General features: G+C 41.4%; 20 protein-coding genes and 1 other annotated feature. Of the genes, 9 read left to right on the plus strand and 11 right to left on the minus strand.

What is annotated here, in order from left to right:
• Nucleotides 1-444 precede the first annotated feature (444 nt).
• On the minus strand, nucleotides 445-2043 hold the full coding sequence (locus AC6CIB_RS10425) for an MDR family MFS transporter (RefSeq protein ID WP_498280313.1): 1599 nt from the start codon (nucleotides 2041-2043) through the stop codon (nucleotides 445-447).
• A gap of 15 nt (nucleotides 2044-2058) precedes the next feature.
• Entirely contained in the window at nucleotides 2059-2517 is a 459-nt protein-coding gene (locus AC6CIB_RS10430; RefSeq protein WP_498280315.1) for a MarR family winged helix-turn-helix transcriptional regulator, read from the minus strand.
• Nucleotides 2518-2760: 243 nt separating this feature from the next.
• On the opposite strand from AC6CIB_RS10430, the gene AC6CIB_RS10435 reads away from it, so the two are divergent.
• Both AC6CIB_RS10435 and AC6CIB_RS10440 read left to right on the plus strand, forming a co-directional pair.
• Nucleotides 2761-3606: a YitT family protein gene (locus AC6CIB_RS10435; protein ID WP_498280317.1), complete on the plus strand. Its 846-nt coding sequence runs from the start codon at nucleotides 2761-2763 to the stop codon at nucleotides 3604-3606.
• 114 nt (nucleotides 3607-3720) lie between these two features.
• Nucleotides 3721-4413 (plus strand): GntR family transcriptional regulator, encoded by a 693-nt coding sequence (locus AC6CIB_RS10440; protein ID WP_498280318.1) that lies wholly within the window; start codon nucleotides 3721-3723, stop codon nucleotides 4411-4413.
• Nucleotides 4414-4459: 46 nt separating this feature from the next.
• On the opposite strand, the gene AC6CIB_RS10445 is transcribed toward AC6CIB_RS10440, so the two are convergent.
• Both AC6CIB_RS10445 and AC6CIB_RS10450 read right to left on the minus strand, forming a co-directional pair.
• Nucleotides 4460-6016, minus strand: a complete 1557-nt coding sequence (locus AC6CIB_RS10445; protein WP_498280320.1) for an ABC-F family ATP-binding cassette domain-containing protein — start codon at nucleotides 6014-6016, stop codon at nucleotides 4460-4462.
• 103 nt (nucleotides 6017-6119) lie between these two features.
• Nucleotides 6120-7235, minus strand: coding sequence for an NAD(P)/FAD-dependent oxidoreductase (locus tag AC6CIB_RS10450; protein WP_498280321.1), 1116 nt, complete (start codon nucleotides 7233-7235; stop codon nucleotides 6120-6122).
• Nucleotides 7236-7507: 272 nt separating this feature from the next.
• Nucleotides 7508-7719: a binding site (T-box leader), on the plus strand.
• A gap of 76 nt (nucleotides 7720-7795) precedes the next feature.
• Between AC6CIB_RS10450 and AC6CIB_RS10455 the strand changes: the two genes are divergently transcribed.
• Entirely contained in the window at nucleotides 7796-9139 is a 1344-nt protein-coding gene (locus AC6CIB_RS10455) for a sodium-dependent transporter (RefSeq protein ID WP_498280323.1), read from the plus strand.
• A gap of 50 nt (nucleotides 9140-9189) precedes the next feature.
• Here AC6CIB_RS10455 and AC6CIB_RS10460 read toward each other — a convergent pair whose 3' ends face one another.
• Nucleotides 9190-9708 (minus strand): superoxide dismutase family protein, encoded by a 519-nt coding sequence (locus tag AC6CIB_RS10460; protein WP_498280571.1) that lies wholly within the window; start codon nucleotides 9706-9708, stop codon nucleotides 9190-9192.
• A 386-nt stretch (nucleotides 9709-10094) separates the two neighbouring features.
• Between AC6CIB_RS10460 and AC6CIB_RS10465 the strand changes: the two genes are divergently transcribed.
• Nucleotides 10095-11057, plus strand: coding sequence for a S8 family peptidase (locus AC6CIB_RS10465; protein ID WP_498280324.1), 963 nt, complete (start codon nucleotides 10095-10097; stop codon nucleotides 11055-11057).
• A 222-nt stretch (nucleotides 11058-11279) separates the two neighbouring features.
• On the opposite strand, the gene AC6CIB_RS10470 is transcribed toward AC6CIB_RS10465, so the two are convergent.
• Nucleotides 11280-11519, minus strand: a complete 240-nt coding sequence (locus AC6CIB_RS10470; protein WP_113968558.1) for a YkuS family protein — start codon at nucleotides 11517-11519, stop codon at nucleotides 11280-11282.
• Between the two features lie 61 nt (nucleotides 11520-11580).
• On the minus strand, nucleotides 11581-11736 hold the full coding sequence (locus tag AC6CIB_RS10475; RefSeq protein ID WP_187443187.1) for a hypothetical protein: 156 nt from the start codon (nucleotides 11734-11736) through the stop codon (nucleotides 11581-11583).
• 147 nt (nucleotides 11737-11883) lie between these two features.
• Between AC6CIB_RS10475 and AC6CIB_RS10480 the strand changes: the two genes are divergently transcribed.
• Complete coding sequence (locus AC6CIB_RS10480) at nucleotides 11884-12321, plus strand: ferritin-like domain-containing protein (protein WP_498280326.1); 438 nt, start codon at nucleotides 11884-11886, stop codon at nucleotides 12319-12321.
• 34 nt (nucleotides 12322-12355) lie between these two features.
• Here the strand turns inward: AC6CIB_RS10480 and AC6CIB_RS10485 are convergent, their stop codons facing one another.
• Complete coding sequence (locus tag AC6CIB_RS10485) at nucleotides 12356-14626, minus strand: ATP-dependent DNA helicase (protein WP_498280328.1); 2271 nt, start codon at nucleotides 14624-14626, stop codon at nucleotides 12356-12358.
• A gap of 100 nt (nucleotides 14627-14726) precedes the next feature.
• Here AC6CIB_RS10485 and AC6CIB_RS10490 point away from each other — a divergent pair, with 100 nt between their 5' ends.
• Nucleotides 14727-15326, plus strand: coding sequence for a YczE/YyaS/YitT family protein (locus AC6CIB_RS10490; RefSeq protein WP_498280330.1), 600 nt, complete (start codon nucleotides 14727-14729; stop codon nucleotides 15324-15326).
• Nucleotides 15327-15378: 52 nt separating this feature from the next.
• On the opposite strand, the gene AC6CIB_RS10495 is transcribed toward AC6CIB_RS10490, so the two are convergent.
• Both AC6CIB_RS10495 and AC6CIB_RS10500 read right to left on the minus strand, forming a co-directional pair.
• Entirely contained in the window at nucleotides 15379-16635 is a 1257-nt protein-coding gene (locus tag AC6CIB_RS10495; protein WP_498280573.1) for an ATP-binding protein, read from the minus strand.
• A gap of 206 nt (nucleotides 16636-16841) precedes the next feature.
• The gene (locus tag AC6CIB_RS10500) at nucleotides 16842-17891 is read right to left on the minus strand and encodes an ATP synthase beta subunit C-terminal domain-containing protein (RefSeq protein WP_498280332.1); all 1050 of its coding nucleotides are present in this window, start codon (nucleotides 17889-17891) and stop codon (nucleotides 16842-16844) included.
• Nucleotides 17892-18799: 908 nt separating this feature from the next.
• On the opposite strand from AC6CIB_RS10500, the gene AC6CIB_RS10505 reads away from it, so the two are divergent.
• Entirely contained in the window at nucleotides 18800-19126 is a 327-nt protein-coding gene (locus AC6CIB_RS10505) for a cyclic-phosphate processing receiver domain-containing protein (protein WP_498280334.1), read from the plus strand.
• 118 nt (nucleotides 19127-19244) lie between these two features.
• Nucleotides 19245-20315 (plus strand): aromatic acid exporter family protein, encoded by a 1071-nt coding sequence (locus AC6CIB_RS10510; protein WP_498280336.1) that lies wholly within the window; start codon nucleotides 19245-19247, stop codon nucleotides 20313-20315.
• A gap of 53 nt (nucleotides 20316-20368) precedes the next feature.
• Here AC6CIB_RS10510 and AC6CIB_RS10515 read toward each other — a convergent pair whose 3' ends face one another.
• Nucleotides 20369-21535, minus strand: a complete 1167-nt coding sequence (locus AC6CIB_RS10515) for an acyl-CoA dehydrogenase family protein (protein ID WP_498280338.1) — start codon at nucleotides 21533-21535, stop codon at nucleotides 20369-20371.
• A 189-nt stretch (nucleotides 21536-21724) separates the two neighbouring features.
• Between AC6CIB_RS10515 and AC6CIB_RS10520 the strand changes: the two genes are divergently transcribed.
• Nucleotides 21725-22228 (plus strand): hypothetical protein, encoded by a 504-nt coding sequence (locus tag AC6CIB_RS10520; RefSeq protein ID WP_498280340.1) that lies wholly within the window; start codon nucleotides 21725-21727, stop codon nucleotides 22226-22228.
• Nucleotides 22229-22273: the final 45 nt, after the last annotated feature.

A 22273-nucleotide genomic window follows, 5' to 3' on the forward strand; every position in this document is an offset into this window, starting at 1 on the left:
TTAATTCGTTTATGTAATTATGTGTTATATTTATCTACTCAAAAGATAACGTTTCTGCTGGAAATTGTCAATATATTTTCAGAAAATTTCATCAAAGCAAATTCGGTGGCGGCTAGGTGAAAAGCGAGCTTGCGGAAAGGGATCCTTCTTGGATGTAGGGCATAGAGTGTTTTTATCGGCGTGAGAATCCGTTTCGCCGTTATATTTAGAATTTCGCTGATAAAAGTGAGATTTCGCCGTTATCCTAACGTAAGTTTCTATGAACCAACTAAAATATCGATTTTTTTGATAAGTGAGTAATATGATTGTGTAATACTCTTTCTGAGAGTCTTTTTCTACAAAAATATCGATTTTCTCGTATAGGATGCTTACTTATCTCAATCTAGGTCGAAAAAAACAACTAATAAAAAGCTTGCTTTGAATTTCAAAGCAAGCTTTTTGTTATTATTCAGTAGCCGGTTTAAACGTTGTCTCCTCTTTGAGCGCTTCTTCCTGCAACTCTTTATCTCGTTTGATTCTTCCATTACCGACTGAAAGGGCCACTCCCACGCCAATCGCGATGAAGATTAAACCTGTTAAGAATACAGTTGTGAAAGCATCAGACCATGCTGTTTCAATGGAAGCAATGACGATGCTGCCAATCTCTTTCGGAACTTCCAATAAACCTGGTGTTACAAGCAGTCCGAACAGGGCATCTGTTTTCTCACTTAACCCTGCAAGGATCTGACTTGCAGCTGGATTATCCTGCTGTGCCGTCACTTCCTTCATATTCTCTTGAAGTGATTGATTCATTACGGCGTTCAATACTGTAATCCCAATCGTTCCGCCGATTGAACGGAAGAAGGTTGCCGATGATGTGACAGCCCCCAATCGGGACTTAGGGAATTCATTTTGAACAGCAATCATAAGTGTTGGCATCACCAATCCCATTCCAAATCCCATGACCACCATAAAAAAGTATGCTGTATATTCTTTAGAATCCGGCCCCATCGTACTCATCAAGAAAAAGCCGACTACAGTAGTGAGCATACCTGCTGTAAGGACGGTGCGGTATTTCAGTTTCAGTAATAATCTGCCTCCGATGATACTTGCCATAATCATCGAGATCATCATTGGAGTCATGGTAGAACCTGCTTGAGTAGGTGTAACCCCAAGAATTCCCTGCATGAACATCGGTACAAACATAATCGCTCCGAACATTCCAAGTCCAAGCAGGAAACCTAACGCATTCGTCGTCGCAAACACTCTATTTTTAAACAGGCTTAGATCCAAGATTGGTTCTTTTGCTTTGTTTTCGATGAAACCAAACAGAAGCAGTAACACGATGGAACCACCAAAAATCGTAAAGCTTGTTCCTGACGCCCACTCGAATTTGTCGCCCCCGAAATTTAATCCTATAAGTAAAAGTACTAACGCTGGGATCAGGGTAATGATCCCTAAATAATCAATACTCACCTTCTCTGTCGTGCGTCCAACGTTTTCATACTTCAAACCGATGAACAATAGAAGCGCTGATAATAAACCAAATGGGACGTTAATTAAGAAAATCCAGTGCCAGCTGATTGTATCAACAATAAAGCCTCCAATAAATGGACCGATAACGGAGCTTAAGCCGAATAGCGCTCCAAAGACCCCCTGCCACTTGGCACGCTGCTCAGCCGTGAAGATATCCCCAATGATCGTTTGGGATAGAGGCATAATCATTCCTCCACCAATCCCTTGAAGACCACGATATAACACAAGCTGTTCCATGGAAGTGGCCGTTGCACACAATCCTGATCCAATAATAAAAATGATGACTCCGATTAAATACAATAATCTCCTGCCATATAAATCCGATAGCTTCCCTACAATTGGAGTAACGGTAGTAGAAGTAATCAGATAAGCCGTGGTCACCCACGCAAAAATGGAAAAACCGTTCAATTCAGCAATGATCGTTGGCATTGCTGTTCCTACTACGGTTTGTTCAAGGGCACTAAAGAACATTCCGATAATCAAGCCGGTCAGAACTAAGCGTTTATTGATTCCTGGTTGTACTGACATAATATGTTTCTCTCCTCATTCTTCTGTTGTTTTATTTTCCACGGCTAAAGCGAGCTTTTCATATATCATGACAAGTTGATTGACATCTTCTTCATCAAGAAAAGCCAGATAACGGGAAAAAATTTCTCTTCTTTTGGCTTTCGCCTTCTCAAAAACCTCACGCCCCGCTGCTGTTAGATCCAGTTTTACGATCCGTCGGTCCTTTTCATCCCTTTCCCGGATGACAAAGTCATTTTTGAGTAATCGGTCGATCATGACCGTAATCGCACTGGGCTTTACGTCCAACCTATCTGCAAGCTCCGTCGATTTTGTACCTTCTGATGCAGATAGGAGATAAAGAATGTAAAACTGAGGACCTGTTAAATTCATTTCTTTTAATGTAGAAGTCAGATCTTGTTGAATATGTCTGTTCGAGATTTGAAATGCATGGAACAATCGATCTATATAAGAATGCTGGATATGCTTCGAGTCCATCTTGCTCCTCCATTTCTTTTCATATCATTAATATTTAATCTATTTAAATATTAATTAGGTTAGGTAAAAAAGTCAACGATTTTCCCTCCCCAAATCCGTTCAAAAAAAGTCAGAAAAAATCCATAATAAAAACTTTTATACGTAAATGCTTACATGGGAATTTACCATTCACATCGCAGTTTTCACTCTTTATAATCGGGTTGATTGTTTTTCTAACTACGGTTATTGAAAGGAGCTTGCTCCATGATGAAACAAGTTCAATCCTTATTAAACATCGCTCTTGGCGCTTTCTTGATTGCGTTGAATATACATTTTTTCTTATCACCAAATAAGGTTGGTACAGGCGGAACCAGTGGGGCGGGTATCGTTCTATCACAATTCATGGACTTACCTGTTGGTGTGATTATGTTTACACTTGATATGATTTTATTTATTCTCGGCTTACTTCTGATTGGCCCCAGCTTCGGTCTGAAGTCGGTCTTCGCAAGCCTCTCACTAAGTGGCATGGTATGGGCTTTAGAGGTATATCATCCCCTCCATAATCCCATTGGCCATGACGTTCTCATCCAAATTGTGATTGGCACGCTTATTGGGGCCATTGGTGTCGCCATGATCTTTAACCAAGAAGCTTCTGCCGGGGGAACGGGGGTTCTTGCGAAGATTATTCACAAGTTCACTGGTCTTGAGCTCGGATGGGCAGTACTCGCTTCGGATATTCTAATTGTCATTTCATCTGCCTGGTTCTTCGGACTGCAAATCGGATTGTATGCATTCTTTGGATTGTTATTAAAAGGAATGATGATTGACCGGACCCTTCAATTTTTCAATGAAAACAAAGAAGTGGTGATCATCAGCGAACACAGTGAGGAAATTAAGCAGTTTATCGTCGGAGACCTTGAAAAAGGTGCCACTCTCCATTCAGCAAAAGGTGCTTTTTCAGATGACCAAAAAGAAGTCATCACAACCATTCTTGGTCGTAAAGAATTCTCGAAATTGAAATCATATATTCAATCAACCGATGATAAAGCATTTATCACCGTACACAGCATGAACGAAATTTGGGGACAGAATTTTAAATCATTTGCTTAAAAGGCTGATCTGGTCAGGTGTCATATTAGGAATTTGGAGACACCTGATTTTGGATCAGCCTCTTTTTCGTATATGATAGACATTATGAAATAATAGATTGAATGGATGATGAACGTGAAGAAGAGACAAACCGCAGAGTTTAGAGTGTATGGGCAACTGAAAGATGCCTTACTTGCCAGAAAGATTGCTCCGGGAACCCAGCTTGTGGAACAAATCATCTCTGAGAAAATGGATGTGAGCAGAACTCCCATCCGACATGCGTTGAAACGACTGGAAGCCGAAGGACTGGTTCAGATCATTCCGAATCGAGGCGCATTTGTCGTCCATCCTACAAAAGAAGAGATTATATCTTTCTTTGAATTAAGGAAAGAACTAGAATTCCTTACTGTAAAATACGGTCTCCCAAAGGTAAAAAAAACACATATGTCAAAGCTTTATGAGTTTCTTGAGAATGAACAGGAAACCTACAAACAAAAGGATCTCTTAAAATACGTCGAGCTCAATAAGCAGTTTCATTTATTCCTCGCAGAAGTCAGCGGGAATAAATTCCTGATACGATATATGGATGAAATGCTTACTCAGTCTAACGTCTATCTGTTTTTATTTGATGTGTTTTATCATGTGGAACCAGGTGAGAACGTCCGTATCCGCGAACATGAAGAAATGGTAAAGGCGATTGAAAACAAAGATCAGCAAACTTTGTTGGAACTGATCGACCTTCATATGAAGCATAGTTTTGATGATTTGCGATTGGAGGATAATGGGTATTCATCGCTTGAGTCTGTTTTAGTAGATTCATGTACGTAAAAAGCCGGTTCCCACCTTGTCTTTGCGTGGGAATCGGCTTTTACAATTAGAATAATTTCGTCGTCCAGTTTTCACAGTTCCATACTTCTGTCGCCACATCCTCATAGAATTCAGGTTCGTGACTGATTAAGAGAACGGTGCCTTTGTATTCTTTAAGGGCCCGTTTCAATTCTTCTTTTGCCTCAACGTCCAAGTGGTTGGTCGGTTCGTCGAATACAAGGACGTTCGATTCTTTGTTCATCAATTTACATAGGCGGACCTTCGCTTTTTCTCCACCGCTCAGCACTTCTACCTTGCTTTCGATATGCTTTGTCGTCAGGCCGCATTTCGCCAGGGCAGCACGCACTTCCGCTTGATTGAAGGATGGGAACTCATTCCACACCTCTTCAATACACGTGTTATTATTTTTTGTCTTGATTTCCTGTTCAAAATAACCGATACAAAGATAGTCTCCAAGCTCCACTGAACCTGAAATGGGTTTGATTTCTCCTAATATACTTCGTAGTAGAGTCGTCTTCCCGATACCGTTTGCTCCAGATAGAGCAATCTTCTGACCGCGTTCCATCTTGAGATTGAGTGGTTTGGACAATGGTTCATCATAACCGATCACAAGATCCTTCGTTTCAAAAATAACCCTGCCGGCGGTTCTTGCTTGTTTGAAATGAAACTCAGGCTTCGGCTTTTCGGCAGCCAGTTCAATCATGTCCATCTTATCCAGCTTCTTCTGACGGGACATCGCCATGTTTCGAGTGGATACTCGCGCTTTGTTACGGGCAACGAAATCCTTCAACTCGGAAATTTCCTGCTGCTGTCTCTTGAATGCTGACTCAAGTTGTTGCTTCTTCATTTCATGGACGCGTTTGAATTCATGATAATCACCCGCATAACGATTCAGCTCTTGATTTTCCATATGATAAATAAGATTAATAACACTATTTAAGAAAGGAATATCATGAGAGATCAGGATAAACGCATTTTCATATTCCTGAAGATAGCGTCTTAACCATTGGATATGCTGCTCGTCAAGATAGTTGGTCGGCTCATCGAGTAATAGAATTTCTGGTTTTTCCAGTAAAAGCTTAGCCAGTAAGACTTTCGTTCTTTGTCCTCCACTTAAATCGTGAACATCCTTATCCAAGCCAATATCATCTAATCCCAGACCTCGCCCAATTTCTTCTACCTTTGCGTCAATAATATAAAAATCATTATTCGTAAGGGCGTCTTGAAGAGTCCCGGTTTCTTCCAGCAATCCTTCCAGCTCTTCTGGTGTTGCCTCACCCATTTTTGCAAATAACTCATTCATTTCTGTTTCCATGTCAAAAAGATATTGAAAGGCTGTTTTCAATACATCTCGAATCGTCATTCCCTGCTTCAGCTGCGCATGCTGATCTAAGTAGCCGATACGAATACGCTTCGCCCACTCCACTTTTCCTTCATCGGGCTCAAGCTTTCCTGTAATGATATTCATAAAGGTAGACTTTCCTTCTCCATTGGCACCGATCAAGCCGATATGCTCACCCTTTAACAAACGGAAAGAAACGTCATTAAAAATTGCACGGTCACCGAAACCGTGAGTCAAATTTTGAACTGATAATAAACTCATATTGTAAACACCTTTTCTTTATATACTAAAATTCGCTCCCTTTATTATAAGGGTCCTTACGCTTAGAAGATAGGGGGAAATGAGCTGGTGTTTTTTTCTCCCTTTACTCGATGGCCCCTGTTACATCATAGTCAGCAGGATCCAGTTCAGTAGGTTCACCGAGTGCAAGCTTCGCAAGCTCAGAACCAAGATATGGGCCGACCGTCAGTCCAGATGCTCCAAGTCCATTCGCTACCAACACCCCATCCAATCCTGGCATCGCTCCGAAAACGGGGAGGAAACCGGGAGTGAATGGGCGAAACCCCACCCTCGTTTCAATCACTGTACTGTCATGGATGCCAGGTGCTACTTCAATCGCTTTGTGAAGGACTTCATGTAAACCACCTGCTGTCACCCGACGGTCGAACCCCCTATCATTTTCATGTGTGGCTCCTGCTACAACTCTTCCCTCAGGAAAAGCAAGAAGGTATTGGTCATTCGGCGGCATGACGACAGGCCACCCACTCGTTTCTTCTCCCTTTACCTCTAAATGAAGAATTTGTGCTTTTTGGGAAGACACCATAAAGGTTATTCCCAGTGGCTCAAAAAGTTCCTTCGCCCAAACACCCGCTGTGACAATCACTTCATCTGCTTCAAGCTTTTCTTCGTCTATTGTGACGCCTGTGATCCTGTTATGTTCTTTCAGAAGCTTGGCATCCCCTTGTCGGAATGTCGCCCCGTTCTTTTTGGCTCCATTTATAAGCGCCTGCCGCATCGCTCTTCCATCCACTCGTGCAGCCCCACTTACATGAACAGCTTGATATTCTTCCGATAAAAGTGGGAAATGTTGACGTGTTTCCTCAGCCGTAAGAATAGTGAGTTCACCGATTTCAGGTGCATCCTCCCGGCGTTTTTCCGCTCTCTCCACCATTTTTCGAAGCTTATTTTCATCTTTATGCAGACTGATCGCCCCTACACGCTTATACCCTGTTTCTGTTTCTCCATCTGCTTCCAGCTGCTGAATGATGCCCGGATAATACTTCGCCCCACCTTTGGCCAGTCGATACCACACTTTATTCCGACGCTGGGACAGCCACGGACAGACAATCCCCGCTGCGGCATCGGTTGCTTGCCCAGGGTCCTTTCGGTCCACTACTGTGACATCTGCCCCGACCTTCGCAAGATGATACGCCGTAGAAGCACCAAGAATTCCAGCTCCAACAACAATATATGATTTCATTTAAAACACCTTTTCATTACGTTTTTTCTTTATTTTACTTGAGAAGAAAGGGGAACTCAATGGAGGTGCGGTTATCATGGAGAGTGATTTTGTTGTACCAGGTACAATTTGACCTTTTTGTACCTGGTACATTTCAAAGCATCCGTGCCTGGTACAACTAACTTCCTGACAACACCAAAAACCACCAACAATTCCAGACAATTCTCACTACTTTTTCGAAATACATTGACAAGTTGTTTTGTTTCATGATAAAAATTGTATAACCTAATATTGAATAAGCTTAGATGGAAACAAGTAGCGAACATTTCCCTGTTAAAGAGAGCCGGTGGTCGGTGTGAACCGGTACAAAAATGATTGGTGAATTTCGATTCCGGAGCTTCTTTTGACGAGATCAAAAGACGGTTAATGCCGTTATGTGTGAAGAGTGATGAGAATCGTTTTCTCATAACTAGGGTGGTACCGCGATATCCAAATCGTCCCTACGATATGTAGGGGCGATTTTTTTATGTTGGTTGAAAGCGCCCCCCACACATCAATAATAAACAGAAAGGAGAATGAGAATGAGTCAACGTGAACAATGGTCATCAAAGATTGGCTTTATATTAGCGGCAGCAGGGTCTGCGATTGGATTGGGGGCAATATGGAAATTCCCTTATATCGCTGGTCAAAATGGAGGAGGAGCATTCTTCCTGATCTTCATTCTATTTACTTTATTACTCGGACTTCCATTACTACTGGCTGAATTCTCCATCGGACGGACTGCCGGGACCAATGCCGTTGATGCGTATCGAAAAATCTCCCCCGGTACACGCTGGCACTGGGTCGGGATTCTTGGAATGGTTACATCCTTTATCTTACTCTCCTTCTACAGCGTGATTGGCGGATGGATTGTTGTCTATTTATTTAAAGCCATTACAGGTCAATTGAACAATCTTTCCTCGGACCAATACGCAGAAGTATTTGGTGCAACGATCTCAAATCCTGTAACAAGTGTATTTGTTCAATTCCTTTTCATCTTGATGACCATCATCGTGGTTGCTAAAGGGGTTCAAAAAGGGATTGAACTGGCCAGTAAAATTATGATGCCGGCATTATTTATTTTATTTATTCTTTTGGTCGTTCGTGCTGTAACCCTTGATAATGCGATGGATGGAATCACATTCCTGTTGCAACCTGATTTTTCAAAGGTGACATCACAAACGATATTAGAAGCGATGGGACAATCGTTCTTCACGCTAAGTGTGGGTGTATCGGTGATGGTGACATATAGTTCTTACCTGCCGAAAACACAGAGCCTGCCCAAATCAGCCATATCCATTGTGGCTATGAATATCTTCATCGTACTGTTAGCAGGCTTGGCCATTTTCCCGGCAGTCTTTGCCTTTGATTTAGAACCTGGGGCGGGCCCGGTACTACTGTTTAATGTTTTACCTACCGTGTTCAGTCAACTTCCCTTTGGGATCTTCTTCTTTATTGCATTCCTTGTCCTGTTCTTGTTCGCTGCGTTAACATCCGCGTTCTCCATGCTCGAGATCATTGTTTCGGTCATTTCAAAAGGAGAACCTGAAAAGCGCAAAAGATGGTCTTGGATCATCGGACTTGCCATCTTTGTTGTCGGTATTCCATCGGCATTATCATTTGGGATACTTGGAGATATCACGCTATTCGGTAAGACCGTTTTTGACTTGGCTGATTTCGCTGTCAGCAATGTGCTGCTTCCGATTGGAGCACTGCTTATTGCATTGTTCGTACCTATGAAAATGAAGAAAACAGCACTTTACGAAGAGTTGAAGCAAGGAAGTAGATTGAAGCGGGGATTATTCGAAACCTGGTTCTTCCTGATTCGTTTTGTGGCTCCGTTGCTAATCGTTATTGTAATGCTTGATGTATTAGGCCTATTCTAATAGATGATAAAAAAGGGTTGACCTGTCAATAAGAGGTCAACCCTTTTTCGTTAGATCCCATACCCCATAACGACTCCGCATGCGAGCCGTTTCCCCGCATCTCCTGAGGGCTGTGATCTGTAGTCATCCGGGCTTTGATGGATGATGACCCCTTTGCCTATGACGTCTTTCACTTTGAATTTATTCGTAAAAAAGGACATTTTTGCGTATCCGTCGTTTGAGAACAGTACAGGAAAATCACCCGCATGATTACCGTGAGGCTGATCGGTCGGATTCCAATGTCCCCCGGCAGAAGAAAAGGGTTCCTTTGCATCACCTATTTCACAAACTCCCTTTTCATGTAAGTGAAATCCATGAGGCCCAATCGGATTTTGATCACCTTTGCCTTCCTTATATGATGGTAAACCAGTTACCTCTGCATATACTTCCACCCCATTTTGCACTTCCCGAAAAAAAACATATCCTTGCAATCCTGGTGCTAATGGACCTCCCTGTATTTGAGCGAAGGCCATGTGAGGAGCGTTTCGATAATATGAATAACCAGGATAGCCATATTGGTAATAATTCATCATTGGATCACCTTCCTTCAAGACATTTTATGTAGAAAGTCTGGGTGACATGATGAAAAAAACAGAACGTCACTTTTTAACCAAACGTTTGTTTAATCTCTGAAAACCTTTTCTACTCAATGGTTCATCCTATCAGTCAAACGTTTGTTTAAATTCCCGCTAATGAGATTGACATATTGACTGCTATCCTGGAGGTTCTCACCCATTCTTCCATTGAATACTATCTTTGAAATTTTAAAAATCCCCTCCCCTATGCTTAAAGAGGAAAAAATATGATTGGTTTTATTTCCCTATTACTATTATCACTTTTTATTCTGTCCAAAAAATGTTATATTTTCAGAAACTTCAGATTTTTATTATGAAGTACTATTTTAGGAGGGATTGATATGCAAGGTGAAATTAGGTTAATTCCATATTTCATGGACGAAATGATTGTTGATGCAAATGAAATTCCTAAAGGCGTTGATTTAATCCAAGCTCCTAGCATGTGGAAGAATGGGTACAAAGGAAAAGGGACGACAATCGCCGTTCTGGATACAGGCTGCGATATGAACCATCCGGATCTGGCAGGGAAAGTGAGGGGTTTCCGCAATTTCACCGACGATGACAACGGTGCTGAAGATAACGTTACTGATTATAGCGGGCATGGTACCCATGTGGCGGGTACGATTGCTGCAAGTGAAAATGGTGATGGGGTAATCGGGGTTGCGCCACTGGCCGATTTATTGGTTATTAAAGTACTGGCAGGCAGCCGTGGGAGTGGTAAATACGATTGGATTGTGAACGGCATTCTGTATGCGATCGAACAAAAGGTGGACATCATCTCCATGTCATTGGGAGGCCCCACCGACCACAAGCCTCTTCACGAAGCGATTCAAAAAGCGGTAGATGCAAATATATCAGTTGTTTGTGCAGCAGGTAACGAAGGTGACTCGAACAGCAGCACCGATGAGTTTTCTTTTCCAGCTTGTTACAATGAAGTGATTTCTGTAGGAGCTATCGACCTCCAAAGAAAATCTTCTTACTTTACGAATTCCAATAATGAAGTCGACTTAGTGGCACCTGGTGAACAAATTTTGTCAACCATTCCTGGTGAAAAGTACGCTAAGCTCAGTGGTACCTCCATGTCAGCTCCTCACGTGTCCGGAGCATTAGCCCTCATTAAAGAATTCGAACAAGTATCTTTTGACCGTAAACTTTCAGAAACCGAAGTGTATGCACAACTTATTAAACGCACCGTTCCGCTCGGATTCTCAAAAACATTGGAAGGAAATGGTCTGTTGTTTTTAACAGCACCTGACCTACTGAGAGAGCATTTGAAAAAACAGCCGCTTGCTCAGATTGGGTGATGGATTTTAGACTATTTGATTTTGGGCTCATTTCCGCCTGAACGAAAAGAACCTCCGGCATAAATGCATTTGTGCCGGAGGTTCTTTTCGTTCAAGCGACCTTTCAACTATGCTGAAAGGCGAGTGAAACGGACGTCACTCGAATGCCTAAAATCGTGCACTCACTTTTCTTATTACTATGCTATTGAAAAGAACAGCCATCAATGACTGTTCTTTTTTCTACTATTGTAATCTACTCTCAACTTGCTGACATACTTCATCAGCACTTAGTCCACTTGCTTCAATCACGGATCCTTGAGTAGCTACATTTTGAATCCCCATTACATTGGAATCCATCCCTGTCACTACGCAGCAGTCACAGCCATTTGCGTCTGTTTCCTGTTTTAGTTCAACGACGTCATGCCCCTTTTCACGTAAGGCTTGCACGACGTTTTGTAAGGATTGTTCAACACCAATTCTCATGCCTTTACACCTCCTGGTTCTACATATAGGTTTTTCTTTCGGGGAAAAAGATATTCGTCATTTATTTTTTATTTACTTGTTTACCACTTTTTTTCTGACTTTGGCCTTTTGAATTCCCCACCTGAATATCAGATCCGAATTCCACATCATTCTTTGCCTTTTGCTTTGCTAACTGTTCTGATGTTTGGTCCATACTCTTTTTTCCCTGTTTAGACACTCTCATCCCTCCTCTGACTTTTATAGAATTAGAATCCCCATTTCCAGGCAAAATATTTGAAGGGTATTCGATTCATTTCGGAATGTTTATTTTTCACTTTGCCGGGTAAATACTTTATATAACAATAAATAAAAGGGTGGTATTCAAATGGATGACGCAAAATTAAAAGAGTTAATCGATGGATTAAATGAAGATTTAGCGAATGAATATGCTGCAGTTATACTTTACACAAACTACGCTGCTGTCGTGAGTGGTTTATATCGTCAAATCTTAAAGCCTTTCTTCGAAGAGGAAATCCCGGATGAACAGGGACATGCTTTATACTTAGCCGAAAAAATTAAAACATTGGGCGGAGACCCAACGACCACTCCAACTGCCGTTAAACAAACAGATGATGTGAAGGAAATGTTAGAGGAAGGTCGTAAAGCTGAGGCTGATACAATCGAACGTTATAAGAAGCGTAAAGAGCAAGCAGAAGAATTGGGTCTCGTTGAGCTTAGCATCAAACTCGATGACATGATTGCAGATGAAACCCATCACCTTGAAGAATTCGATCGCTTATTAAAGGATCCTTCTTTTAACTAATAAGAAAAAAGACCGCTATATCAGCGGTCTTTTTTCATGTAATGATTCGATAATCCTTCCATTCTTCAAGCAATAATGACTGGTATTTCGGTGACAGATAACGATCGTCGATCAATCTGAGGACTCCCGTATCCTCGTCTGAACGGATGAGTCTCCCTCCAGATTGAAATACTTTATTTAATCCCGGGTAGACATAAGTATGATTGAATCCATTTAACCCCAGTTCATTAAAATAGTCCTTAATGATTTCATGATCCCTGCTTGGCTGAGGCAGCCCTACTCCTACAACAATTACACCCTTTAATCTATCTCCTTTCAGATCGATACCCTCTGAGAAGATCCCTCCCAATACGGCAAATCCAATAACCGGACAGTCTCTGTCGCTTTGATACTCGTTTAGAAATTTCTCTCTGTCTACTTCTTTCATATCAGGCTCCTGAATGATGAATTCTGCATTCATTGCATCCTGATTCATTTCCCCGAAGGCTTCCCGCATATAGGCGTACGATGAAAAGAAGACCAGATAATTTCCTTTATTCTCATTGAACGCTTCTGTAATGGAACGTGTGATCGAGGAAAGGGTTCTTTCTCTGTCCTTAAACCGGGTTGAAATCGGATGAATCCCAACCTGCCATTGTTCTTTTTCAAATGGCGAAGGAATTAGAAACCGATAATCCTCTTCACACCCACCCAGTTGCTGAAAATAGTACGAAAAGGGGTGAAGCGTAGCTGAGAAAAATACTGATGATTGAAACGACCTCGTTATTTGTTTAATAAGCTTTGAAGGATCAATGCAAAATAGTTTCACTTCTTCATCTTTAGGCGTTTGATTGATCACAAAGCGATGTTCATCAGAAAAGAGGTTGGAAATCCTCACAAAATTTAATGCATCAAAGTACAATTGAAGAAATTCCTCAGTCCAATCCCCTTCCGCTTCTCCCAAGTATTTTTCTGCTATCTCAACAAAACTTTCCACCACATCAACTAACTCTGCATCCAACTCATTCCGCACATCGTCTCCTTGTTCTTTTTTCAAACGGAGGAATTGCTTATTAACTGCGACAATACTTTGCTTCAAGGCCACATATTCCGGATACATTCTTTTGATTTCTAAAAAATCGGACTTCCTCAGGGTGGTTGAATACATTTCCCTTCCCCTGCCAACAAGATTATGTGCTTCATCAATGAGAAGAGTCGTCTTTTTCTTACCTTCATCACTCATTCTTTTTAATGAAACCTTCGGGTCGAAGATGTAGTTATAATCACAGATGACACCGTCTACTAAATAGGAGAGGTCGATTGAAAATTCAAATGGGCATACCCGGTGTTTCCTGGCGTATGTTTCAACGATTGGACGTGTGATGATGGTTTCTTCCGTTAATATATCAATGAGCGCCCCGTTAATTCGATCATAATAGCCATTCGCAAATTCACAATACTCTTTCTGACAAATCGTTTCTTCTTGAAAGCAGATTTTGTCTTTTGCCGTAATAGTAATGGCCCTGTGTGTCAATCCTTCCCGTTCTAAAAGAAGAAGCGCCTCCTCTGCAACAGTACGGGTAATGGTCTTGGCTGTCACATAAAACCACTTTGAATGTCCTTTCATCATCGCTTTAATCGTCGGGAATAAGGTTGAAATGGTTTTCCCAGTTCCTGTCGGCGCATTAGTATACAAAGATTTGGATTCAGTAACCGTTTTGTAGACAGCACCAGCGAGGTTTTTTTGCCCTTTCCGATAGGAAGGGTAAGGAAATACCAGGTCTGGAATACTCTTTATTCGGTTTTCCTGGTTGGTGAGTAAAAGTGAAGCAAATGGAGTATACGCAACCAGGGTCTCGTCAACGATGTGTTGGAGCTCTTCCATTGTATAAGTACGGGTGAAAGACTTCGTTTTTTCAGATTCGACCTCTATGTACGTGAGCCGCACACCAATATTCTTTAGCTGCTTTTCTTTTGCCAATAAGTAAGCGTAGCATTCACCTTGAGCCCAGTGGACACGGGCACCTTCTTCGATCTGAGCTACAGTTCTTGCCGTTGATTTAATTTCTTCTACGATTACTTCCTCGTTTTCATAGAGGATCCCATCACAGCGGCCTTCCAGTTGATAGACAATATCCTCTACCACTCTTTCTCCTTTTAGAAAGACTTCTTTCTCATCACCTTCTTTGTATTCTTTCTGTAGTTTTTGATGAAGCTTTGTTCCTATGGTCATGGAAGAACGGGCTTGAAACCTGACATCTATGCTTCCTTCTTTATACACGAACTCTACTAATTCCCTTATTGAAATCTTGACAGTTTTCTTCATGTGACGTCTCACCTCTGGCTTTCTCACACAAATTATCATTCTAATTTTTTTCAGTGAACATATATATTAGACAAGCTTTTTTGAACGGAGGATTCGGGGAATGAATGCAAAATTCATTTTTTACTGTATAGGATTACTGGCATTATCATTAGGTGTTTCTCTTATTATTAAAGGTGATTTGGGGGCGGCTCCCTGGGATGCTCTGGCCGTCGGTGAATCTACTTTGTTCAACCTTTCAATCGGGACATGCATCTTCATTAATGGATGTATTCTCATCTGTATAAACGCTCTGTTATTAAAGGAGCCCATTCAATGGTTAGCTGCACTCTCCATCTTCGTCATCGGGATGATGGTTGATTATTGGATCACGAGCGGTCTTAATACACTTGAACCGGACGGATTTGTTCAACAATTGTTTCTTGTGCTGACAGGTATATTGCTACTCGGCATCGGAATCTCCATTTATCTTCAAGCCAAGCTTCCTTCTAGCCCGATGGATACATTTATGGTGGCGATTCATAGACGGTTCGGTTTGAATTTACGAAATTCCCGTTTATTGAACGAAGCGATTGCCATTACGTTAGCCATGCTGTTTCATGGAGCAGTTGGCGTCGGAACGGTGATTGTCGCCTGTACGCTTGGTTTTATTATTCATATCTTCTATCCTATCATGGAACGTATGTACGGGAAATGGAGTTGATTGATATTTATTTTGTCTTGTTGCTCCATAAAAAAAACACTTAGTGATTTTCCTAAGCGTTTTGGTTGTTCATATATGTATTTGGGAGATTGGAATTAAATTTTACAACCTTATCACTATTTAATGGAAGATCGATCGTAACGACTGTTCCTTTATTAACCATACTTGAATAATGGATATGACCGCCCATGGCTTCGATGATGCGCAATGACACCGAAGTTCCTAATCCAGTACCTTGGACCTTTGTTGTAAAAAACAATGTGCCAATCCTTGAGATTTGGTCTTTAGTCATCCCTTTTCCTGTGTCTTCTACTGTGATGATGGCTTGTGTATCGGCGACTTCTAAATTTACGCTTACGTTTCCTTGAGGTGGAGTCGCTTCAATGGCATTCTTTATGATATTGACGAATGCTTGTTTCAACTTATTTCGGTCTGTCAAAAGAAATCCATCATCTTTTAGGTCCGCTTCAAGGTAAACCCCCTCTTTGAGGGCATACGCGTTCAGGAGGACCGTGACATCCGAGAGAACTTCTTTCACATTAATTTTCTCTATCTTTTCGAACTCAGGCTTGGCAAAATTCAAATAATCATTAATGATTTCCTCTGCCCTACCTAACTCACTCAATACGATTTTCAGATATTCATCGTGAGTCCCTGTCACTTGCTTCTTCATTAGTTGAAGGAATCCCTTGACAACGGTTAGAGGATTTCGCACTTCATGAGCAATGGAAGCAGCAAGTTCTCCCAAGGTATTGAGCTTTTCAGATTTCAGGATCTCTTCACGTAGCAATCGTTTCTCAATCATCCACTCATTGAGTTGTGCAGCTATACCGACCCCCAACACCTGGATGCCGCCGAATATCAGAACGTATATGCCCATTTCTTTATTACCCGAAACAGGAACACCCGCAATGAATGCGAATGAAAGAAGAATTCCCAGCATCACCAACGCTGGCCAAAATCCAAGTAACACGGCAAATGTTACCCGTTTCTTTGGTGGAAATGTCCAGAACCTATTTGAAATCAGGAAAGGAAGGGTCCCCGCAAGAAACGCACTTACAAATCCGAAAATGATGGCATCCCCGCCGTTGATGATCCGTGCGGCTAAAATAAATACAAGAACAATGACCCCAGCTTTTCTCCCTCCATATAGCATTGAAAGAACCAGTGGAATGTAGCGGAAATCCCAATACAATCCGAAACTTTCATAAGCGAATAGTAAACACATAAACGCTGCAATCCCATGTAATACACCGATGAAAACAGGTGATTTCCCGAGCCTATTGTTTTCAAGGAGTGAAGTTTGAATGAGAACAGGAGCCAATATAATCAATACATGTAATAATAATTTCTCGATAATCATCGATTTGTCTCCCATTAAATATAGTCATTACTTTACACATACGACAAAATTCTCGTAAATCCTCTTTCATCTACCACAAAATCAAGAAATAAGTAACGGAAAAGGGACGGATATCGAGCGTTGCTATCGAAGTCCGTCCCTTAAGTGAAACTCTAATTTAGCTTACCTTTGTAGGTGAGATCTTTTGGCTCAAGGTGATTGTATTGTCCTTGGAGTATTTTTTGAATGTCTTGGATGGTCTGTTGGATTTGGACGGTTTGCCCTTTTGTTTTGGTGAATTCTTCTGCCACGAAGAATGGCTGGCTCAAATAGGCTTCCAGTCGTTCTCCTATCTGAAATAGATTTAGATCGGCTTCAGGTATTTTATCTTTGCCGATTGTATTCATGAGGACGCGAATTTCCTTGTAGCGTCTTAGCAGTTTCTTCGCTTTCTTGTGAATAGTCGTGTGGTTGGTGTCCAGGGCGTCATCTTCAAGTAAAATCGATGTAGACTGCACTGGGTGGATGGCTGGGTACATACCCCGGGTAGAGAGATCTATATCGAAGTAACATAAGGTGTCAAGTGGACCGAACGGGTCATCTTCATCTACTGCTTCACCGGTGGGATCAAATAAAACAGTAGTGATTTCTGGATAGCTCTCTCCTTCAAATCGTTCTCTCAATTCATACAATTTTCCTGACACAATATAGGAACGGTCAACATATAAGAGAATTCTGTCTTTATCCTCAATAAGGCTAACTTCTGCAAATGCTTCATCAATCGAGTGGCATTTCGCATCAACAAATCCTTCAAGGTCACTCAAACCAGGATAGGTTTTATCCGGCGTCAATAAGATCGATTGATATCCTTTTTCTTTCAGCACTTTCGTCATTTCCGCTAAAACAACAAATTGACCGACCTGTGATCTCGCCACGAACCCATTCGTTCCACCTTGGACAATCGGGGCAAACAAATCGAGCGGTTTGATTCCCGTTTCAATCATAGTTAATTTCCCTCCTTGAATAATTAATTCATCCAGCGTACAATTTGCCAAATTTGCTAATGTTACAATTGTTTTTACTTCGGCACGTCCTACAGAAATTTTGCCAGTACATAGATTGGATACCGTTGCAGGTCTTAACCCTACTGTTTTGGCAGCTGATGTTATATTGGGTACACGACGCCGCAGCAATGAAACATTCAACCTTAGATTCTCTTTCATGGTAAACACCCCCTCCTCACTTCATAGAGTAATCTATTTTACTTCTAGAAGCAATAATTTTTATCATTAAAACGTAATTTTTTTACCTCAAGAAGTAAAACATCCAAAAAATTTCACAATCTCCCTTTTCATCACAGGGGCCTTCACGTCCACTATTGGACGATTAATGACAAAAAAATCATGGAAAAGCTCGTAAAAAGGGGCGCTGACGATATCATAACACCCTGATTTATTATTCGAAGTACTAGATAAAAGATGAATGATCCCCTGCTTTTCTAAAAGGTTGTTGTTTTATTTTGATTCTATTGGGTAATTCACGCTGGGAAAGTTGATTCTCGCTGCAGGTGCTCGACTCCTGCGGGAATAGCTGGACAGTACGAAAAGCGGAGGGGCTTTGCACAGGGGCGACAAGCATAAGTCGAGTCTGCTGAAAAGGCGCTTTTTGCCTTTTTGGCAGACTTGGCTTATGACCTCGAGCCCCTAAGCCCCGTAGCTGGACAGTACGAAAAGCGGAGGGGCTTTGCACAGGGGCGACAAGCATAAGTCGAGTCTGCTAAAAAGGCGCTTTTTGCCTTTTTGGCAGACTTGGCTTATGACCTCGAGCCCCTAAGCCCCGTAGCTGGACAGGTGAGAACCCGCAGGAGTGCAGCAACGAGGAGGCTCACTGCCCACGCCGCGGAAAGCGAGCATCCTGCAGCGGAAATCAACTACTACTTTCTTCTCTAAAATAGGAACAAGCTTAACAAAATAGTCATTTCCCTCTATCACCTAGCAATTCCATAAAGATTAACCCCCATATTACAAAAAAATTACAAATATATTTGTAATTTTCACACTATTGACCTATATAAGTATTTGTCAATCTCTGTTAGGCTTAAATTAAGTCAAATGACGAAAGAAGAATGAATATGACAGTAAATGTATTTTTAGACGATTACCGCCACTGTCCTCAAGGGTACATTCTCGCGAAAGACATCGATGAATGTATTGACCTGCTTCTGAATTTTTCTATCGCTCATCTTTCATTGGATCATGACTTAGAAAGCAAGACCCGTAATGGATTAATGCTCGTACACTATATGGTAGAAAAGCAGCTATTTGCAGAACGAATTACGATTCATTCCGCCAACTCTGGTGCAGGTAAACAAATGTTCAAGTATTTAAAAGAGGCTCAGAGTGAACACAAGATGCCTAAATCAATCAAGATTATGTTACGTCCTTTACCTCTAAGATGAGTTATCATATAACAAAAGAACTGTTCCGGGAACAGTTCTTTTTTTGTCCATTCATTTCAATTGGGTTTTTCTTACTTTATAATGAAGGCGACAGCCATTTATAAAAGAGGGTTAAATCATGGAAATTCTGAAAAAATTTCAATTTGTTGGAGGTAGAATAGCTAAAACCGGTATTGCCGTTTTTTTAACGGCTCTTGTGTGTGAGCTTTTAAATTGGCCAGCGACCTTTGCCGTCATTACAGCCATAGTCACAATCGAGCCCACAGCCGCCAATTCTATCAAGAAAGCATTCATTCGCTTCCCTGCATCTGCGATAGGAGCACTCTTTGCCGTGATCATCGCTTCCACTTTCGGTGATCACCCGATTACATATGCACTGGTCGCGCTGCTCACCATCATCACCTGCCACAGACTTCATTTAGGGGCAGGTATCCTGGTCGCTACATTAACAGGGATTGCCATGATTCCCACCATACATGATCACTATGTAGCTACCTTTTTCATTCGCCTGGGCACCACGACCATCGGCCTGATTGTATCAACATTAGTAAACTTGTGGATACTCCCACCCAAATACTCGAAAACGATTACGACCAAAATTCATAACCTTTATTTCAAAACGGGGAATTTGTTAGAAAAAAGAGGCTCTGAAGTTCTTCAGAATCACTCTCTTCACCGGGATACCAAATTAATCTTCAATGATATTTTAAGGGATATTGAATCGACGGACACCCTTTGCGAATATCAAAAGGAAGAATGGAAGCTTCACCGCTCCAGTCGTGAGGAATTGCGTTATTTCCATTATGAGTACAAAAAACTTAACCTTTTAAGGCAAATCCTATTTCATATTGGGAACTTAATTTACTTACCTGTTAAGTATTCATTCAGTGAAGAAGAGAAAGATCGTATCTTACATGCAACTCAATCGTTGAAAGGGATCATGCATCATCCCTCGTTTCACATACCTGAACAACATTTCACTCTTATGAAAGATTTACTCGAGGAATTCTGGGACAATCATGAAGGTCTTCATACAAAACCCTTTCAGTCCATGAAGCATCACTTTTCCTGTGAAACGGTCTTGCTATACGAATTACTATCCATTCACGACCTTTTAGAGGAGCTCAGTGAAATACATGTGTTAGAAGCTCAGCACCAAACCGTCCTAGAGAAAACATTGAACCCATAGACACTCAAAAAAGGTATAGACAAAACAGAATCTATACCTCTTCCTATGACTATTTATTTTAAAGCGTTATTCGCTAACATTCCTATCACCATATCATCCATTGGTGGATTGTGAAGACCGGCCCTGACATCACGATAATAACGCTGCATCGGGTTCGAGCGGAAAAGACTTTTTGCTCCAACAATTCTCATGGCGATGTCCACAATGTGAAAGGCGCTGTTCGTCACAACATGTTTTACAGTAGCAAGCTCCGAAGCCATGTCTTTCCGTTTTTCAGGCTCCTTTACCCACTTATCAGCCACTGAATAGAGTATTTGTCTGGCCTTAAATAGTTCCAATTCTATTTCACCAATTTTCCGTTGAACTTCAGGTACATCTTTGATGGGCCCAGGCAGACTGTTTGGTGAATAGTCCTTCGCAAATTGGATGGCATAGTTGCGCGCGGCTATCGCAACCCCTATATAGCAAGCGGGTATGTGCAGGAGCCATGCTTTAGGGAGAGCATTCTTTCCTCTTGGATTTACACTATCACGTTCGACGAGGGCGAAAGATGGAAGATGAACATCCCTGAGAACGAGATCATCACTGCCCGTTCCTTTCATGGAAATCGTATCCCAAGTTTCTTCAATGCTTACTCCTTCCAGGTCATGATTCACCAAGAAGAATCCTTTCTCTTCGGTGTCACCGATTGTCGCTGATACTAAAGAATAATCCAGAACTCTCGCCATAGAAGTAAAGGATTTCCTTCCGTTTAAATTCCATCCCTCTTCCGTTTTCACTGCTTTGGTTTCGGGAAGCCCCCCACGAGTGGGGCTCCCCGTTGCCGGTTCGGATGCTGCCCGATTGATGAGCGCGCTGTTTGCTACAATCTCCTTACAGAGTTCCTTGAACACCTCTTCATCCCACGTCCGGCTTTCCGTCAGTTCCATTAATCCACCAAGATGCCAACCAATGGATAATGCCGTCGCTGCATCACCTGTTGCAAGCCTTTCTTGAATCATCACGAGCTCATATAAGCTGATCTCTCCTCCACCGTATTCTTTAGGAAGAGATAATGTTCCATACCCTTTTTTCTTCAGATCGTTGAAATTTTCATAAGGAAAGGCATCTTCACGGTCATATGCTTCCCCTCGTTCATCAAACGCATCAGCAAGCTCACCAGCTAAATCAACCAGCTGTCTTTGACGGTCATTCTGTATATACGGTTCATATAAATCCATTAAAACAGCACCTCCTGATAAAGATCACGTTTTTACTTCTTCTATTTATCATAATCAATTCACATGTCTAACTCAAAGATATTGTTTACTAATCTGATCGGAATACATTTTTATCGTTTTCCGTATAAATCATTTTCTAATGAACCATTCTAAGAGTATGATATCTCGTACCTTTAGGGGGGAATCACTGTGAGCCACAACAAAAATAAACTTTACATACTTATTCTAATGCTTATTTCTTGGGTATTTCTCTTATTTGCAGGAAAAGAGAGCTTAAAAAAATATTTACCTGCTTCTATGTTTATGTCATTTCTCGTGTATTCTGAAAATGTGATGGCAGAAAGAATTAAATGGTGGACGATCAAGACAAAAATCTTCCCGAAAGTAAATGGCATTATGCCTTTTGTCATTGGGGTATTCCTGAGTGGTTCTGTATGGATCCTTAAATTCACTTATAAAAATATTTATCTTTATTTGTTTGTCAATGTTCTGGTTGATACGTTTTTTACATACCCTTTTTACTCCCTATTCAAAAAACTCGGTGTGTGGAAGCTAATTCGATTAAAACAGTATCAGCTATCATTCCTGTTTTTTGTTAAATCATTACTTATGTATGCGTTTCAGAAGTATATCGGTGACCGGCTTTATTCTAAAATTGAAAGTCCGGTTTCTAAACAACAAGGTCTGTATTGAATGAAAAAACCTGCTGCCATATAGGCAACAGGTTTCTTTTATAGG

This window comes from Rossellomorea sp. GQ25 (assembly GCF_059758515.1).

What these genes read in the sequence shown, in the direction of transcription:
- AC6CIB_RS10460 (WP_498280571.1), bottom strand. Translation starts at nt 9,708, where the DNA reads ATGAATTATTACCAATATGGCTATCCTGGTTATTCATATTATCGAAAC.
- AC6CIB_RS10435 (WP_498280317.1), top strand. Translation starts at nt 2,761, where the DNA reads ATGATGAAACAAGTTCAATCCTTATTAAACATCGCTCTTGGCGCTTTC.
- AC6CIB_RS10450 (WP_498280321.1), bottom strand. Translation starts at nt 7,235, where the DNA reads ATGAAATCATATATTGTTGTTGGAGCTGGAATTCTTGGTGCTTCTACG.
- AC6CIB_RS10505 (WP_498280334.1), top strand. Translation starts at nt 18,800, where the DNA reads ATGACAGTAAATGTATTTTTAGACGATTACCGCCACTGTCCTCAAGGG.
- AC6CIB_RS10515 (WP_498280338.1), bottom strand. Translation starts at nt 21,535, where the DNA reads ATGGATTTATATGAACCGTATATACAGAATGACCGTCAAAGACAGCTG.
- AC6CIB_RS10445 (WP_498280320.1), bottom strand. Translation starts at nt 6,016, where the DNA reads ATGAGTTTATTATCAGTTCAAAATTTGACTCACGGTTTCGGTGACCGT.
- AC6CIB_RS10510 (WP_498280336.1), top strand. Translation starts at nt 19,245, where the DNA reads ATGGAAATTCTGAAAAAATTTCAATTTGTTGGAGGTAGAATAGCTAAA.
- AC6CIB_RS10490 (WP_498280330.1), top strand. Translation starts at nt 14,727, where the DNA reads ATGAATGCAAAATTCATTTTTTACTGTATAGGATTACTGGCATTATCA.
- AC6CIB_RS10480 (WP_498280326.1), top strand. Translation starts at nt 11,884, where the DNA reads ATGGATGACGCAAAATTAAAAGAGTTAATCGATGGATTAAATGAAGAT.
- AC6CIB_RS10465 (WP_498280324.1), top strand. Translation starts at nt 10,095, where the DNA reads ATGCAAGGTGAAATTAGGTTAATTCCATATTTCATGGACGAAATGATT.
- AC6CIB_RS10500 (WP_498280332.1), bottom strand. Translation starts at nt 17,891, where the DNA reads ATGAAAGAGAATCTAAGGTTGAATGTTTCATTGCTGCGGCGTCGTGTA.
- AC6CIB_RS10430 (WP_498280315.1), bottom strand. Translation starts at nt 2,517, where the DNA reads ATGGACTCGAAGCATATCCAGCATTCTTATATAGATCGATTGTTCCAT.
- AC6CIB_RS10455 (WP_498280323.1), top strand. Translation starts at nt 7,796, where the DNA reads ATGAGTCAACGTGAACAATGGTCATCAAAGATTGGCTTTATATTAGCG.
- AC6CIB_RS10470 (WP_113968558.1), bottom strand. Translation starts at nt 11,519, where the DNA reads ATGAGAATTGGTGTTGAACAATCCTTACAAAACGTCGTGCAAGCCTTA.
- AC6CIB_RS10425 (WP_498280313.1), bottom strand. Translation starts at nt 2,043, where the DNA reads ATGTCAGTACAACCAGGAATCAATAAACGCTTAGTTCTGACCGGCTTG.
- AC6CIB_RS10485 (WP_498280328.1), bottom strand. Translation starts at nt 14,626, where the DNA reads ATGAAGAAAACTGTCAAGATTTCAATAAGGGAATTAGTAGAGTTCGTG.